Raw genomic sequence first — 17354 nt, 5'->3', positions numbered from 1 at the left:
TTGAAATAGTCCATACTTCTGCGCAAGCTATATAGCAGTGCATTCTCGGTCTATATAGCTGAGCACCATTGTTCTATATAGCATCGACCCTTTGTTTTATATAGCATTGATTTGCTGTTCTATATAGAAAGATGTTTTACTTGTTATTGAGTTGTGCTTTTATCCCGGTAGGATGAGGCTTTTCTCCTACCGGGATGAAGCGTTCATCCTACCGGGATAAACCGTTTATGCTACCGGGAGAAAGGCTTTATGCTACCGGGATGAAAGAGGTTATGATATTATCTATCAATTGCCGTCAGCTTTAGGCTGACTGTGTGAAAACGTCCTCCCCCTACCCCCTCCAAAGGGGGATACCCTGCGGATACATTGTATAGCGCAGCTATCCTCCTTTGGAGGAGGTGCCCAAAGGGCGGAGGAGGACGTTTTCACACAGTCTCTAAAGCAGACGGCAATTGATAGTAGCATAATCTCCTCCTTTGTCCAATAAATTCCTTTACCTCATTATTTTATTGTAATTTTCTTTCTTCTTTAGCTCAAACTTCTTTCTTTTGCCTACGTTTATATTTAAGAATGGGAGGAGTTAAAGCGAAGCGATAACTCCTTCCATTCTGGAATAGTATTAATTAAACCGAAAAAAGAATGAGATTATCAGAATTTGTAACTCGAATGGCTATTGAACATCGGCGTCTGGGACGCCATCGTACAGCCGAAACCTATTTGTGTACTTTACGTAGTATGTTATCTTTTCAAGGTGATAACATTCGTTTGCGTGTTTGTTTTACCAGTGAGTGGCTTTTTACCACCTGATTTCTTTGGGGCTTACCCATAACACCATTGTATTTTATATTTCGCGTATCCGTTCGGTTTACAACAAGGCGGTTAAAGCAAAGCTGGTAAAGTTGCAGGATGAACTTTTTGATCACCTTTACACCCGTAGCGTATCCACTGCTAAGCGTGCTCTTTCGCACGAGACGATTTCCTTAATCAGTGAGGGCGATCTTAGCGAACACGCTAATCTTGAGTTTGCTCGCGACATGTTTATGCTCAGTTTTTATCTTCAAGGTATCTCTTTTGTCGATTTGGCCCACCTGCGTAAAACTGATGTTTATTCGTAAATATGCCCATAACTTGGTTTATTGATTATCCTTTTTTCCTTGTATATACTCATTGGGTGGCATCCCAAAGAATTTCTTAAAACATCTTGAATAATAATTGGGCGACGAGAAACCACAAGCATAAGCCGCTTCCGACACATTTTTGCCCTCCTGCAAAAACTTAAGCGACTCCTTTAAACGAACATTATTAATGAATTCCGTAGTCGATAATCCTACAATACTTTTCAGTTTTAGATGCAGCAAGGTTCTTCCTATTCCTATCTCTTTCATTATATCATTCAATGAAAGCGCCTCATTATCCAGATTCTTTATAATAAATCTTTCAATACTTTCAATTAGCTTCTTGTCTTTTTCATCAGTTTTAATATCTGCTAACTCAATCTTGTTAGCTGCATACAATTTCCTGAGATTCTCCTTCGTTGCAATCAAATTAGAAATCTGTTTTATCAGGATTGTAGGGTGAAAAGGTTTTTCCACATACAAATCCGCACCATACTGTAAGCCCTCCAACTGAGAAGCACTACCCGTTTTGGCAGTCAGAAGAATAACTGGAATGTGTGATGTTTCGATTCTGGATTTTATTTTATGAACCAGTTCAAATCCATTCATCTCAGGCATCATTACATCACTGATAATAATATCCGGTTGATGTTTCAAAACTTTCTCATATCCATCCTTACCGTTAATTGCACTGATTACCGAATAAGTATCCCTGAATAACTCATCGTAAATATTCACTAATTCGGCGTTATCCTCCACAATTAATAACTTGTATTGCTTATCCGAGATTTCTTTCTCAACATCACTGTACACCTCATCGCTTATAAGTTTCTCAACAGAAAGGAATTTATAATCATCCATAAATTGCCCATCTGCATCCTTATCCGAAATTTCATCCGGATTAAAAGCTTCAACAGAAATATTGAGTCTAACAATAAAATCACTTCCCTTATTAAGTTCACTACTTACATCAATACTTCCCCGGTGCAGTAAAACCAATTCGCGCACAAGTGTAAGGCCAATACCAAAACCTGTTTTCTGGCTTTTAATAAAATCGTTAACCTGATAATAATTCTCAAATATGTTTTCTTTTTCCTCCGCTGATATTCCCATACCAGTGTCCGAAACAATCATTTTTAAGTAAGTAAATCCCTTTTCTTCTTCATATTGGGCTTTTATCTTCACGCCGCCCTGACTGGTATATTTGAATGCATTGGATAAAAGATTATATACAATCTTCTCTACCTTTACCGGCGCAAACCACACCTCTTTCTCCGAATTCTTAATATCAATGGTATATTTCAGGTCCTTATCTTCGGCCAATATCCGGAACCTGTCGCTTATGCTCCTGATAAATTCCAGAAGATGCCCTTTCTTAACACGTATCTTCTCCTGTTTGGTTTCTATCTTTGTGAAAAGCATTAACTCCTCAATAAGGTTATTCATTCTGCTAGCATTCTCGGTAACCAGTTTTATTTTAGGTTGAATCTCCGGTTTAAAAGCTTTTTTATCTAATAAAGATTGTAATGGTAACAGGATAAGGCTTAACGGAGTTCGCAATTCATGAGATATCTTGGTGAAGAAATTCAACTTTAAAGCATTGATTTCCTGTATTTTTTCTTTCTCAATCCGTTCTGCAAGAATAAGGTTCTTTTCCTGTTGCCGTTTCTTGATGAAGAGATATAAAAGAAAAATAAGTATGGCAACGAATAAAACATAAATCAGATATGCCAGCGTTGATTTCCAGAAAGGAGGACGTATAATAATTTTAATCGTCTTCACAGGTTCGTCACCTGTCCATTTGTTGTTGAAAGCCGCCTTGATATGGAGAATGTATTCGCCCGAAGGCAGATTAATATAGGTAACATGATTCTGTGTGCCGAGGTAACTCCATTGTTTATCCGAGTCGAACCGGATAGCATAAAACGTACTGTTGGGATGGCTGATGGTAGGAACGGTAAAGTCCAGCGAAAAAGATTTTGACTGTTGATAATTCAGAGAAATACTTTTAACCTCTTGTATATTTGATAAAAGCGGTGAATCTTCATTGCCCGGATGCATGGGTTTACCCAGAATACTGAATCCCATAAGTTCAACATGTGCAATGTCCGGGTTGGAATGGAGTTGCTCAGGATAAAATGAAATCATCCCGTTTATGGTTCCAAAATACAACATTCCTTTTTTATCCTTATAAACGGAGTTATAATTAAACTCTTTGTTAGGCAAACCCTCGCTCACCGAATAGTTTGAAATAGTTTTGTTCTCTGCATTCATACAGCTCAAACCATTATTTGTGCTGATCCATAAATTACCTGAATTACTTTCAATAATACCAAATATGGTGTTTGATGGCAAACCATCCTCTTTAGTAAAGACCCTGAAAGAGTTATTCGCTTTATCGTATCTGCACAAACCATCTTCGTGTGTTGCTATCCATATATTTTTATTACGATCTTCGTAAATATAGTTTATGTAGTTATCCGGAATCCTGTCCGGAGAAGACTGATAAGAATGATTAATAAGTTCCTCAGTAGATTTAATATACTGAAAAACACCGTGTGTGCGGGTAGCTATCCAGATATCTCCATCTGAATCCTCCAAAAGATAATCAACAGCTTTATTGGTAATTATATCCTGATGAAACCGTTTGAACAATCCTGTAGCCGGATTATAAATAGCAAGTCCGGCAGTTGTTCCAATCCATATTTCCCCGTCCCTGTCTTCCAGTAAAGAAAATATATTATCGATAATAAGCTCCGGATACCTTGCTGTGGTATAATGGGTAAACTTCCGGTTCTTTAAATCATACTTGTTAAGCCCTCCCAGATAAGTTCCCACCCAAAGGTTATTTTTAGAATCTAACAACAGCGAGTGTACATTATGATACGAAATACTGTTTTCATTCTTTTGTGGCTTGAAATATGTAAATTTCTCAGTAGAATGATCGTAATAGTTCAAGCCTCCGTCCTCGGTGGCAATCCACAGATTGCCATCTCCGTTGCCTGTAATCTGCCTCACTGCTTTGCCCGAAAGGAATTTATCGGAATAACCATAATCATAATAGTAAAACTGCTTGTATGAACTGGAATAAATATTAACCCCACCAAAATAAGTTCCTAAAAGCATATTTCCTTCACGGTCGCGAAAGATAGAATAAATGGCATTATCGTTCAGCGAAAACTTCTCGTTGTAATTTTGTTTATAGTTAGTAAACTTACCCGTTTGCGGATAATAAATATACAAACCATCTTCGGATCCAATCCATAAATTACCATCTACATCTTCGGCAAAGGCAAGTACACAAATATCCGGAAAATCCTGAATACGCATAAAACTGCTTGTTTGCGTATTATAATAGCAAATGCCTTTATCTTTGGTTCCTATCCACACGTTACCTTCTTTATCTGTATAAAGTACCTTGATTTTGTCGGATATCAAAGAACCGTCATTTAGCGGATTACTCTTATAATTTTCAATATTTCCGGTTTTAGTATCAATACACATAATACCGGTAAGAAGTTTACCTAACCACAAACGCCCGTGTTTATCTTCAGTAATAGATGTGATAGTCGATCCTATAATTTCGCCGTTCTGCTGTTTGTACAGTTCAATCTCTTTTTCTTCCTCATTGTATTTTAACAGCCTTGTACCGGCTATGTAAATAGTATCATTACTGGCCTGATACAACATCTGGCGAAACCGGGACAGATCTTCCGGACCCACTAAGATAAATGTATCTTTTTCCCTGTCGTATAAGTTAATCGCTCTTTGGCTAAGTACCCAAAGCCTTTGCTGATTATCTTCATATACTTGTCTAACCTGATTGCCCGAGATCTTTATCCCTTTTTCAATCTCAATCTCGTATGTAGTAACATTCCTGCCATCGTATTTACACAATCCGCTTTTAGTGGCTATCCATATAAAGCCCTTATGATCCTGGCAAATAGAGAAAACAGTATTACTGGGAAGCCCGTTGCTGTTAGTAAAATGCGAGAAACGGATACTGCGGTCTACTTTTGCTGTAACAGGAGCAAAAAACAGAAGGGAAAGTAAAAGGTATAGGATTCTTGTTGTGGTCATGTAGGTTCATTCGTATTAGATTGTGGTATAAATGCGCATACAAAATAAATAAAAAAAGGAAAGCGAGTCAAATATAATCTTAAATATTAAAAAACAAACGGCGATCTAAAATGTAGAATAATATTTTGTTTTATGAAATTTGTTGCATATATTTGTTTCAAATAATAAGATAATGAGAATTATTGCCTATAAACGTATTGAAGAGTTTTCGGATATTCATGTTGATTCAAAAGTAGCTTTGGATGATTGGTATTTCAAAGTTGAAAAGGCAGATTGGAGTAACTTTGCGGACATTAAAGATATGTTTAATAGCGTTGATTCGGTAGGTGGCAAACGATATGTATTTAATATTAAAGGTAATTCATACCGGTTGATTGCTTTAGTCTTGTTTGTACCTAAAGTTGTTTATACACGATATATAGGTACTCACGCTGATTATGATAAACTAGAAGATTGCTCAAAAGTATAAATATGAAAACAATAACTAATGAATTGGAGTACAAAGCCATCATGTCGAGAATTGATGAGCTTGTAGAAATAGTAGATGATGATACTCCTAAAACAACTAAGGAGTATGTTGAGCTTGATATTCTTACTGATTTAGTCGTTGCTTACGAAAAGGAGCATTATAAAATAGAAAAGCCTTCTTTGACTGATGTAATAAAACTACGTATGTATGAAATGAGAATTAGTCAGAAAAAACTTTCAGAGATTATTGGTGTAAGTCCCTCCCGGGTGAGTGAATATCTCTCTGGAAAAGGTGAGCCAACCCTAAACATAGCCAGACAGATTAGTAAAAAACTAAATATTGATGCCGATATCGTTTTGGGAGTATAAATAAATATCTCTCTTATTAAAAAGCTCTTTTCATTCAAGTGGAAAGGGCTTTTTTCGTTACATCATTGAAGAAACTCATTCAGATGATTCAGAATACGAGTTTAACTAAACATTTGTACTCACAACCGGAACAATAGTGCTTGAAATACTTTTCCTGCTGATACTGATACAACAACCCTGAACAATAATACGTCCTCTGCGAACAATTGTGGATAACGTTTCAAACTTAGTCCCGTACTTTTGGATTTGTGTAACAGATAGTATTTAATTCAAATTTAAAATCTTATGCATGTAAAAACAAAACTCATGATGTGTTTATTTGCTTGTATGGTCAGTATATTGGCAAATGCGGCAAGTTCACCAATTTCAGGACGTGTAACTGATAAGGATACGGACGAACCCCTTATCGGAGTAAGTATTCTGGTAAAAGAATCGGCTACTGGTGTAATTACCGATGTAGACGGCAACTTCTCCTTGAATGTTGACAAAGGGAATACACTGGAAATATCCTATGTTGGATACAAAAACCAGACTATAGTTATTGATAACCAAACCGTTTTGGATATCCAGTTAGTATCGGATAACGAAATGCTTGAAGAAGTGGTAGTTGTTGGTTACGGTTCCCAAAAGAAAGTAAATCTCACAGGCTCTGTGGCTACCGTTAATTTCGATGATAAAACATTATCGCGCCCGGTAACCACACTTGCTTCTACCTTATCGGGGATGGTAGCCGGATTAAATGTGATGCAAACATCCAGTAAGCCTAATTCGGAATCCTCAACTTTACGTATCCGGGGTACCGGTACTTTAAATGAAGCCGGACCATTAATTCTGGTTGATGGGATGGAAATGTCCCTGAATAACGTTAACCCCAATGACATAGCATCTATCTCCATTTTGAAAGATGCAGCATCTTGTGCTATTTATGGAAACCGTGGTGCTAATGGTGTTATCTTGCTTACAACAAAGAAAGGACAAGATGGCAAAATCAGTGTAACCTATTCAGGAAAATTCTCTTATAATACACCTGCCCGTTTAAACCGAATGGTTTCAAACTATGCTGATTACATGGAGTTTATCAATGAAGCATCCGAAAATGCGGAACAGGCACAGGTTTTCAGTCAAACTACAATTGATGCATGGCGCAATGCAGAAAAGAATCCAAACGGAATATCAGAATCCGGATACCCCAATTATGTAGCTTATCCAAATACCGATTGGTACGATGAAGTGTACAATCCCAAATGGATGCAGGAACACTCTGTTACATTAACCGGTGCAGAAAAGAAAACAAAATATAGCATAAATGCCACTTATGTAAATAATCCGGGACTGGTGGTAAACTCGGGAATGCAGAAATATTACATGCGCAGTAATCTCGAATCGCAGGTAACCAACTTCCTTGCTATCGGATTAAATGCATGGGGATACCATGTTGACCAGGAAAGAAATAATGTGGACGATATGAACGGTTTGCAAATGCAGAAAAGTACACCGGGAAGCTATCCGTATTACGATGGCAAATATGGATCGCCCGAAGCGCTGGAAGAAGACCCTGTAGTAAATAATCCTGTATATGCATTAAATAACTCCGGAGGATCTTACAAAACAACCAAATTCTTTGTGAATCCTTATATCAAAATAGATTTCCTTAAAAACTTCCACTTTATATCAAACTTCTATTATGATCATTACAGAAGAGAAGATTTGTGGCATTATTCCGATTACCGGGAACGATACACTTTCCAGCGTGGGGAAACAACAAACACCCCTCCAACTTCGGAGATACTTGCCGAATATCCTGTAAAATATTACATTGATGGAAATCAAAGTTGGAAAAATACAACAACCTTAACCTGGGGGCAAGTATTTAATGGTAAGCACGATGTAGGCGCGTTGGTAGGTTATGAAGAATTCCGCAAATGGGCACGCATAACAGATATCAGTAAAAAAGGAATGCTGGATACCAGCCTTACGGATTTTAACTCACTTACCGAACCCGATTACATCAAAGGGAATACTACCGAATTCTCCTCACGTTCTGTATTTGGTCGTGTTACTTACGGATACGATTCCCGTTATTTGTTCGAAGCCAATCTGCGTTATGATGGTTCATCCCGCTTCTCACCGGATAACCGCTGGGGAACATTTCCATCTTTTTCTGCCGCATGGCGCATATCCGAAGAACAATTTATGAAGAGTTTACGCTGGTTGGATAACCTGAAACTACGTGCCTCATGGGGTAAGCTGGGAAATAATTCTATTGGTAATTACGAATGGCAAGCGGTTTATGTAACATCTCCTCATTATGCTTTTGGCAATAGTGAAGTACCGGGAATCGGTATGGGCAGCTTTTCAAATTACAATCTGAAATGGGAAACAACTACTGTAACCAACTTGGGTATCGACTTTACTGCTTTGAAGAATCGTTTGAACGGAACTGTAGAAGTTTATAACAAAGTAACAGACGGCATTTTATACAAGCCAACCCTGTCTCCTACATTAGCCGGATTTGAGTCTCCACGCCAGAATATTGCAGAAGTTACCAACAAAGGAGTAGAAGTTACTTTAGGTTGGAACGATCGCATTGGTAATGTTGTTTATGGAATATCCGGAAATTTCTCATTCAACAAAAACGAAGTATCCAAATACAAAGGAGAACTTATTCGCGAATGGCGCGAGAATGCCGATGGAAGCAAAAGTTACTATACAAATTTAGGAGAAGTATCAACCGGAGAACTGCAACGGGTTCTGGAAGGGCACATGATCAATGAGTTCTATGTGTTGAATATATACAAGGGCAACCGTAGCTATTTCAATGTCGATGGTACGGTAAATCCTCAGGGGGGACCTAAAGACGGTATGATTCGCACAGAAGATGATATGAAATGGTTACAGGCCATGTCTGACGCCGGATATAAATTTTATCCTAAACAAGGAATAGGCAAAGGTAAAATATGGTATGGAGATATCATCTTTGCCGATGTTAATGGAGATGGTATTTATGGTAACGAGAATGATAAGGAGTTTCAGGGATATTCCAAGACACCTAAATATTATTATGGATTTCAGGCAAATGCATCATGGAGGGGATTCGATTTCGCTATGAACTGGTCGGGTGCTGCCGGATTTAAAATAAACTGGTATCAGGCAGGCGAAAACAGCAGTATGACCTGGTTTGGCTACGGAATAGGCAAGGATATAGCTTACGATCATTACTTCTACGATCCGAAAAACCCCACTGATCCAAGAACAAATACTACATCTAAATTTCCCCGTTTAACAATGGATAAAGGAGGACAGGTAAGCGTACAAGGCCAGCATATTTTGCATACCGGAGATTATATTAAATTGAAGAACCTAACCATTGGCTACACCATTCCACGCAAATGGACACAAAAAGCATTTATGCAAAACGTTCGTGTATATGCATCGGGTGAGAATTTACTGACTATAACCAAATTTAAAGGTATTGATCCTGAAATGATGAGCGGAGTAGGCTATGCTCCAATGAGACAATATGCGTTTGGTGTAAATATAACTTTCTAAAGTAAACCACAATGAACAATATAAATAGATATAAAGCAAAAATCCTGATAGCCGCAATAGCTATTACAGGAATGTCCGTAACAAGCTGTGTAGATATGGACCTATCGCCCAACGGGCAACCCGCAGAAGGAAATGTATGGAGCACACCTACTCTGGCCGAACAAACAGTGGCAGGAGTGTATAATCAATTATATGCAGAATATGCCGATGTTGCTAATGGATGGTTCGAAATATGGTCGGGCAATATGGATTATGGTATTGGTATGGCACCCAACTTTCATTTCTTATTCGGCACCAATTCTCCCAGTTCCCCAAAAGGAAGTTTACTTCCCTGGCAACGGGATTATAAAGGAATAATGAAAGCCAATGATGTTATTGCAAACCTACCGGGCGTTGACGGAATAGAAGAATCGAAGAAAAGCCGTTATGTTTCCGAATGTATGTTTTTGCGTAGCTGGTGGTACTACCGTTTAAATATTCTGTATGGTGGAGTTCCTTACTATGTGGATCCGGTTAAGAATATTGAAGATGCAAACCTGCCACGTTCTACCCAAGATGAAATGTGGAAAAACATAGTAAGTGACCTGACTATGTGTATCAATAATCCTGATTTGCCGGCAAAATATACCTCGGATGATTCCAATTACGGACATATAACTAAGGGAGCAGCCTACGCATTAAGAGGGAAAGTGTACTTATGGATGAAAGAATGGAAAAAGGCCGCCGATGATTTTCAGGCAGTTAAAGACTGTGGGTATGCTCTTTACGAAGAAGCAGGTGCAGAATCGTACAAACGGTTATTTAAACTGGAAAATGAACGTTGCGACGAAATGATATTCTCTTTACAAGCTATAGATCATCCCGATTATACACACAAGAAAAACAGAGGATTTGGAAACAGGTGTCTGCCTCCTGATCCTTCGGGTAACGGTTTAGGGTGGAATAACTACATTATAAATCCGCGACTGGTAGAAACGTATGAAAACATTGACGGCAGCAAGTTTAACTGGGACGACCATATTCCGGGATACAATGCCATGTCTCACGATTCCCGTTTGGCACTTTTCCTAAGAAACAACATTACTGAAACCGAAAGAAAGAATGCTGTAGCAGCCGGAGCAGATATGTCTAAATACGATCCAACAGGTAATGAGGATAGAATAAAGAAGGCTTATGCAAACCGTGACCCACGACTGGCCATGTCGGTAATAACCCCTTATTCCAGCTTTATTGGTGGGGTTGAAGGTACTCCTAAAGAATACATCATGCGTTTCCCATTCCGTTCATATCAAACTTTCGGGGATTTAAAAACCGATACCAGTTTAAAACTATATTACCTGAATCGTAAGTTTGTGGGTGAAGGACTGGAATTGCCCAACATCTATTCCGAACTGGATTTGCCCTTTATCCGTTATGCCGATGTTCTGTTGAACTGGGCCGAGGCTTTGAATGAATTAAACGATCTCCCCGGAGCCATAAGCAAGGTCAACGAAGTGCGCAAAAGAGCAGGTACACAATTGTTAGGAACAAATGACCATACGCAGGTTACGGGAAAGGAAGATATGCATCAGCGTATTATGGACGAACGTCACTGGGAATTAATTGGCGAAGATGTTATCTTCTTTGATGAATTACGTTGGAAAACCTGGAAAGACCTTAAGTTTTATGTTGATAAAGAAGGCAAAGTGAATGGAATGCGTCAGGTATTTGGTACTACAACAAATAATTATTCATGGGGTGGTGAACACTACTGGACTTTGCCGATACCGGCGAGAGAAATACAGATGAATCCGAATATGGTGCAAAATCCAGGATGGGATTGACAAATCAATATAAATTAAATAACAATGAACTATAGAAAAATCCTTTATTCCGGCATCGCAATTCAGGGACTTGGCTTATCCTTATTTGCCCAGACCGACAAACCAAACATTGTTGTAATCATGACCGACCAGCAGCGGGCCGATTACTGCGGGCGTGAAGGCTTTCCGCTGGAAATAACCCCTTATGTAGATGGACTTGCCCGCGAAAATGTTTGGTTCGATAAGGCATATACCGTAATGCCGGCCAGTACACCTGCCCGTTGTTCTATGTTTACAGGTCGTTTTCCCAATGCAACACATGTACGCACCAATCATAACGTACGAGATATAAATTATGAAAAAGACCTGGTAACAGTTTTAAAAGAGAATAACTATAAAACAGCATTAGTAGGCAAAAACCACTCTTATCTAAAAGCCACGGATTTGGATTTCTGGTCGGAGTATGGCCACTGGGGAAAGAATAAGCCAACAACAGAAGGAGACCGCATAGCAAAGAATTTCTTTAAGAATGATGCTGTAGGACAATATCTTGACCCATCTCCCATACCTCTGAAAGATCAGCAACCCACAAGAATAGTGGATGAAACAATACAATGGATAGATAGTCAGAAAGGTAATCCGTTCTTTGTTTGGGTTTCGTTTCCGGAACCACATAACCCGTTTCAGGTTTGTGAACCTTATTATTCCATGTTCTCACCGGAAAAGCTTCCTGCTTTAAAAACCTCGCGTCAGGATGCTGTTATGAAAGGAGAAAAATACCGGATATTAGCTGCTTTGGAAGATGCTTCCTGTCCAAACCTTGAGCAAGATTTGCCACGGTTAAGAGGCAACTATATGGGAATGATTCGCTTAATAGACGATCAGATAAAACGTTTGATAGAAGATCTTAAAGAGAAGGGCTTATACGAAAATACCATATTTGTGATTCTTTCTGACCATGGAGATTATTGTGGTGAGTACGGATTAATCCGCAAAGGTGCCGGATTATCCGAAAGTCTGGCTAGGATCCCGATGGTTTGGGCTGGTTATGGAATTAAGAACCAATCAAAACCACTGGATGCTCATGTATCTTTAGCTGATCTTTTTCCTACTTTTTGTACAGCTATAGACAATTCAATTCCTATGGGTGTTCAGGGAAGGAGCTTGTGGCCGATGCTAACCGGCAAAGAATATCCTAAAGAAGAATTCTCAAGTATCGTAGTTCAGCAAGGGTTTGGTGGAGAAGATTTCCCGCTGACTGATGATTTAACCTTTGAACAGGAAGGCTCATTTACTCCTAACAAAATCGCACATTTTGATGAGTTAAATACCTGGACACAGAGCGGTATGCTACGCATGATACGTATGGGAGATTGGAAACTTGTAATGAATAGTTATGGTAATGGAGAACTATATAATTTGAAAAAAGATCCGTATGAAGTGGATAATTTATTTGGAAAGGCAAAGTATGCAAGCCGACAGAATGAGTTATTAACGAAGTTGATGGCTTGGGAACTGCGTTTGCAGGATCCGCTACCTGTACCGAGACACCGTTATCACTTTAAAAGGAATTTTTATAATTATCATTTTCAGGATAAATAGTGAGCGCGAAGGCGCGAACGGAACTGATGCCGCATGATTTCATGCGGCATCGCCTTCTTTTCCTACAACGTCTCCTGCTTCAACTGTTCAACAAACCGGTCTATTCGGTGTAACTCTTTCGGTATATCTATTTTCTGCGGACAAGTAGGATTACACTGGCCGCATCCAATACAATGATCTGCCTGGCGAAGCTTTGGTACACTACGATCATACCCAACCAGAAAAGCACGACGTGCCTTCTTATAATTCTCATCGCCCTGACTTTTAGGCGTATTTCCCTCGTTCACACACTTGTTGTAATGCAACAAAACCGCAGGAATATCAATACCATATGGGCATGGCATACAATATTTACAGTCGTTACAAGGAATTGTTGGATACTTCAACATCAGTTGTGCTGTTTCTTCCAGAAACTCCTTATCATCATCAGTGAGTGGTGCCAGAGGCGCAAAAGTGCGGATGTTATCCTGTAAATGTTCCTTATACGTCATACCACTCAGTACTGTCAGCACATATTCGGGTGTGCCGGCAAAGCGGAAAGCCCACGAAGCAACACTGCCTTCGGGGTTGCGTTGTTTCAGGCGTGCAACAATATGATCGGGTACCTTCGACAAACGACCACCAAGCAACGGCTCCATAATAATAGAAGGAATTTTGCGCTTGGCTAATTCGTCGTACAGGTAATCGGCGTTTACATTTCCTCTACCAGCATGTTTCCAATCTACATAGTTGAGCTGTATCTGTACAAAATCCCAATGAATCTGTTCGTGTAAGGTTAATAAATAATCGAATCCATCCTTTGTACCGTGAAACGAAAAGCCAAGTTTACGGATGCGTCCGGCTTCGCGCTCTTTTAACAAAAACTCTAACAAACCATTGTCAACATACCGTTTGTTGAAAGCCTCTGCACCTCCGCTTCCCAAAGAGTGGAGAAGATAGTAGTCTATATAATCCGTTTGCAAATCTTCCATTGATTTGCGATACATGGCATAACCACTTTCCCACGAATGATCGCGGAAGTTAGATAGTTTTGTAGCAATGAAAATCTTCTCGCGCGGATGCCTTTTCAAAGCAATACCTGTAGCTTTCTCCGACCAACCTTGTACATATACGGGCGATGTGTCGAAGTAATTCACGCCATGTTCTATGGCATAATCTATCAGTTCGTTTACTGCATCCTGATCTATCATATCGCCTTTACCATCGGGGGCAGGCATTGTTGGCCAGCGCATACAGCCGTAGCCAAGTAAAGATACATTGTCGTCTATACCCGGATAGGTGCGGTATGTCATTTTATCTTTAGGGATAGGTCCTAATGCTTTTTGTGCAGCCTCACCGTTGGGGCTACAACCATATATAGCAGCCGATGCTGTAGCAGTAGTTACACCTACTATTTTTAAAAACTCTCTACGGTTTATATTTTTATTATTCATATTTTTTGTGTTTAATAAGAAGGTGTCAAAAATCGATTAAATTATACGGTGCATTGAATGGCCCTCCACATAAATAGCACTGAACGGACGCGACGGACACAGATTCTCACAGGCTCCACAACCAATACAGCGCTCGGTATTCACTACAGGGATTTTAAGGGATTTCTGATTTTCCGGATCCGAAGCAACCATCTGGATTGCTGCTGCAGGACAATGGCGTGCACAGTTGCCACATTCCATATTATCTCTGAATACTACACAGTTTTGTTTAATCCATACTGCATGACCAACCTGGATAGAAGATTTTTCTTCTTTGGTAATCTTGCGTATAGCACCCGCAGGACAAACTTCGGAGCACTTAGTGCACTCAGGACGGCAATAACCGCGCTCGTACGATATTTCCGGCTGCATCATAGTCGACCAATTGCTTGATGGACGAAGCACCTGATTGGGGCAAACCGAAACACATAGCTGGCAGGCGGTGCAATGTTGTGCCATATTGCGCAGGCTTAATGCTCCGGCTGGTACAATAGGTGTTTCACGGTCGGGAATCTTCTTATCTGCTATCACTGCCAAACCTCCATCACCTTTTTCTTGTGCTTTCAATACAGATGTTGTGGCTACAACGGCCGCTATCGAAAGAAACCCACGACGGGTGTCATTAATTTGCTCTTGCACTGCGGTTTCAGTTTGTGTAGCAACGTTTGTTGCCGGTTTGTTTTTTCCGTAACGTAGCTTATAGGTAATAGCTCCCTTGTTGCATTTTTCTACACAATTCATGCATGTAACACAACGGCTGTTATCTATTTTATATTCCTTATAATCAATGCACGATGCTTTACAATTGCGTGAGCAGAGGCTGCATTTATTGCATTTATCGGCATCTATGGTTATACGGAAAAGTGAAAAACGCGAAAGAAATCCCAGTACGGTGCCTACCGGACAAATGGTGTTGCAATAAGTACGTCCATAGCGCCATGCCAGTATAAAAATTACAATAAGAGTAACAGCAGCTACTATAAAGGTTGATAAACTTTTTATCCATACATCTACTTCGTAGAAAGCATAACTGTTGGCACGCTCCGCCAGATAAGCCAGCAGATTGTTTCCCCATTGCCAGATGGGAGCAAACAGGTTATTTGCAATACGTCCGTACGAACTGTAAGGAGCAAGTAACGTAAATGTAGAGTCGACGCTTGCAACCAACGTAATAATAAACACCCCTAATGCTCCGTAACGCAGCCAGTTAATAGCAGGCGAGTAGTTGTAAGGTGATTTCTTTTTCTTTTTTCTTTTCTTGCTGCCCCAGGCAATAATATCCTGAAATACCCCCATCGGACAGATTACCGAACAATAAATACGTCCGAAGAGTAAAGTAAGCACAACTAAGAAAACAACAACCCCTACATTCAGCGCCAGTATAGCAGGGAGAAACTGGATTTTGGCCATCCATCCAAACCAACCATGTATTGTTCCGGTGAAATCGAGGAACAACAGGGTGATAATGGTAAAGAAGACCACAGCAGCGGTCAGTCTGATTTTACGTAACATAATTAGTCTTTTATTTTATTTGGTCTATTCTCTTGAATTTTACTACCCCAGTGTTTAAACTATTTTGTTTGTTCGCTGATTTATTCTCAAAGAAACACAAAATTATTAATACTTCTTTTATATCAATGAGGTAAAACGAAAAAATGGAGGATAAAGGCGAAAATTTCTGAGATTAATCTAGCCTGCATTATTCATACTCATCTGGTTCAGTTAGTGGCTGAATTGAAACAAAGAGTTCAAGCAATTACCCTTAGGGTAAAATTTGAATAACCCCCAGTGAAGCGACTGGGGTGGAGGAATAGACTCAATTTCATCAACGCCGAAGGTGTTGAATCTCCAATTGAACCCTTATCGGGTTCCCATGCGAGTGAGTGATTTATCTACCCCCAGTCGCTTCGCTTCGCTTCACTGGGGGTTATTCAAATTGAATCCCAAAGGGATTCCCTGAGATAACCGAATGAATAATGAAAATAGAGAATAATCATATCTCAGAAAAAGTAAAAAGCCGTCGAATTGAATTATCTAAATATTCCTCAAATTTATTATCTTTATTAAACTGTCCTAATTGAATTAGTGGCTTGGTTTTTCCATGGAAATCGCTTCCACACGTCATAATAGCAGATTTTTGTTGAACCAGCGAACCAAAATAACTGATTTGTTCCAAAGTGTGGTAGTTATTAAAGACCTCTAGTCCTTCGGCACCCTTGCTTAATAATTCTTCCGCAATAACTTCCTTGTTCTTCAGATTCAATCCCGGATGAGCAACTATTGCTGTACCTCCATTGTCTTTAATCAAAGCAATAGTATCTTGATACGACATATATTCCACAGGTACAAAGGCAGGTTTTCCTTGTGCAAAGTAATCGAGATAGAAGTTAATATAAGGCATATCACTTCGTTCGCCACCTTGCATATATGGTAACAATAGTGGAGAATAATATTGCTCGTCGGATAGCATAACTTCGGCAATTAGTTCTCCGGTAGGTAGTTTGTTGCCAGCTTTGTTGCGTACAGCATCTGCATTAATAACAAAACCTAAACGTTGAATATTGCTTATCATTTCAGAAAAAGAATCCATTACTTTATCATGAATCTCTTTTTCGAGTACAGCAAAATCATCCGATTGCCAGTTGATGTTGTAACCAAGCACATGCAAATCTGTTCCCTGATAATTGCAGTCAATCTCAATTCCCGGAATAAAGTGAATATCCTTGTTCCCAGCAAAATAAATTGCTTGGGCTGTTCCTTTTACCGAGTTATGGTCGGTAATGGAAAAGTGCTTAATACCTTTGTGCAAACATGTGTGAGTGATGCAAGCAACCAGTTCTTCACCGTCACTGCTATGCTCGGAATGGATATGTAAATCTGCAATTATCATATTTTTT

Annotated in this window: 11 protein-coding genes; 7 read left to right on the top strand and 4 right to left on the bottom strand. The window is 39.4% G+C overall.

The features are described 5' to 3' along the window. Positions 1-639: 639 nt before the first annotated feature. Both D0T85_RS09305 and D0T85_RS09300 read left to right on the top strand, forming a co-directional pair. Complete coding sequence (locus D0T85_RS09305; RefSeq protein ID WP_163212539.1) at positions 640-807, top strand: hypothetical protein; 168 nt, start codon at positions 640-642, stop codon at positions 805-807. Beyond that, positions 789-1115, top strand: a complete 327-nt coding sequence (locus D0T85_RS09300; protein ID WP_163212537.1) for a phage integrase SAM-like domain-containing protein — start codon at positions 789-791, stop codon at positions 1113-1115. Before D0T85_RS09305 ends, D0T85_RS09300 begins: the two co-directional genes overlap by 19 nt. A gap of 18 nt (positions 1116-1133) precedes the next feature. On the opposite strand, the gene D0T85_RS09295 is transcribed toward D0T85_RS09300, so the two are convergent. After that, on the bottom strand, positions 1134-5195 hold the full coding sequence (locus D0T85_RS09295) for a hybrid sensor histidine kinase/response regulator transcription factor (protein ID WP_163212535.1): 4062 nt from the start codon (positions 5193-5195) through the stop codon (positions 1134-1136). Positions 5196-5367: 172 nt separating this feature from the next. Between D0T85_RS09295 and D0T85_RS09290 the strand changes: the two genes are divergently transcribed. The 5 genes from D0T85_RS09290 (at position 5368) to D0T85_RS09270 (ending at position 12985) form a co-directional block, all read left to right on the top strand. Continuing rightward, positions 5368-5664, top strand: coding sequence for a type II toxin-antitoxin system HigB family toxin (locus D0T85_RS09290; protein WP_163212533.1), 297 nt, complete (start codon positions 5368-5370; stop codon positions 5662-5664). A gap of 2 nt (positions 5665-5666) precedes the next feature. Beyond that, the gene (locus tag D0T85_RS09285; protein ID WP_163212530.1) at positions 5667-6032 is read left to right on the top strand and encodes a type II toxin-antitoxin system HigA family antitoxin; all 366 of its coding nucleotides are present in this window, start codon (positions 5667-5669) and stop codon (positions 6030-6032) included. 285 nt (positions 6033-6317) lie between these two features. Then, positions 6318-9581 (top strand): TonB-dependent receptor, encoded by a 3264-nt coding sequence (locus D0T85_RS09280; RefSeq protein WP_163212528.1) that lies wholly within the window; start codon positions 6318-6320, stop codon positions 9579-9581. Positions 9582-9592: 11 nt separating this feature from the next. Beyond that, entirely contained in the window at positions 9593-11404 is a 1812-nt protein-coding gene (locus D0T85_RS09275; RefSeq protein WP_163212526.1) for a RagB/SusD family nutrient uptake outer membrane protein, read from the top strand. A gap of 24 nt (positions 11405-11428) precedes the next feature. Continuing rightward, entirely contained in the window at positions 11429-12985 is a 1557-nt protein-coding gene (locus tag D0T85_RS09270; RefSeq protein WP_163212524.1) for a sulfatase, read from the top strand. Positions 12986-13047: 62 nt separating this feature from the next. Here D0T85_RS09270 and D0T85_RS09265 read toward each other — a convergent pair whose 3' ends face one another. The 3 genes from D0T85_RS09265 to D0T85_RS09255 all read right to left on the bottom strand — a co-directional run bounded on the left by D0T85_RS09265 (position 13048) and on the right by D0T85_RS09255 (position 17347). Beyond that, a complete protein-coding gene (locus D0T85_RS09265; protein WP_163212522.1) occupies positions 13048-14418 on the bottom strand; it encodes an aldo/keto reductase in 1371 nt (456 codons plus the stop codon). A gap of 36 nt (positions 14419-14454) precedes the next feature. Continuing rightward, a complete protein-coding gene (locus tag D0T85_RS09260; protein WP_163212520.1) occupies positions 14455-15969 on the bottom strand; it encodes a 4Fe-4S binding protein in 1515 nt (504 codons plus the stop codon). 481 nt (positions 15970-16450) lie between these two features. After that, positions 16451-17347 carry a PHP domain-containing protein gene (locus D0T85_RS09255; RefSeq protein ID WP_163212518.1) on the bottom strand — a complete coding sequence of 299 codons (897 nt, stop codon included), beginning with the start codon at positions 17345-17347 and terminating at the stop codon, positions 16451-16453. Positions 17348-17354: the final 7 nt, after the last annotated feature.

This window comes from Bacteroides sp. 519 (assembly GCF_010500955.1).
GTDB lineage: Bacteria > Bacteroidota > Bacteroidia > Bacteroidales > Bacteroidaceae > Bacteroides.
Note: the sequence above shows the minus strand (reverse complement) of the source record. Positions and strands in the feature narration are given on the sequence as shown.

What these genes read in the sequence shown, in the direction of transcription:
- D0T85_RS09305 (WP_163212539.1), top strand. Translation starts at nt 640, where the DNA reads ATGAGATTATCAGAATTTGTAACTCGAATGGCTATTGAACATCGGCGT.
- D0T85_RS09295 (WP_163212535.1), bottom strand. Translation starts at nt 5,195, where the DNA reads ATGACCACAACAAGAATCCTATACCTTTTACTTTCCCTTCTGTTTTTT.
- D0T85_RS09290 (WP_163212533.1), top strand. Translation starts at nt 5,368, where the DNA reads ATGAGAATTATTGCCTATAAACGTATTGAAGAGTTTTCGGATATTCAT.
- D0T85_RS09285 (WP_163212530.1), top strand. Translation starts at nt 5,667, where the DNA reads ATGAAAACAATAACTAATGAATTGGAGTACAAAGCCATCATGTCGAGA.
- D0T85_RS09280 (WP_163212528.1), top strand. Translation starts at nt 6,318, where the DNA reads ATGCATGTAAAAACAAAACTCATGATGTGTTTATTTGCTTGTATGGTC.
- D0T85_RS09275 (WP_163212526.1), top strand. Translation starts at nt 9,593, where the DNA reads ATGAACAATATAAATAGATATAAAGCAAAAATCCTGATAGCCGCAATA.
- D0T85_RS09270 (WP_163212524.1), top strand. Translation starts at nt 11,429, where the DNA reads ATGAACTATAGAAAAATCCTTTATTCCGGCATCGCAATTCAGGGACTT.
- D0T85_RS09265 (WP_163212522.1), bottom strand. Translation starts at nt 14,418, where the DNA reads ATGAATAATAAAAATATAAACCGTAGAGAGTTTTTAAAAATAGTAGGT.
- D0T85_RS09260 (WP_163212520.1), bottom strand. Translation starts at nt 15,969, where the DNA reads ATGTTACGTAAAATCAGACTGACCGCTGCTGTGGTCTTCTTTACCATT.
- D0T85_RS09255 (WP_163212518.1), bottom strand. Translation starts at nt 17,347, where the DNA reads ATGATAATTGCAGATTTACATATCCATTCCGAGCATAGCAGTGACGGT.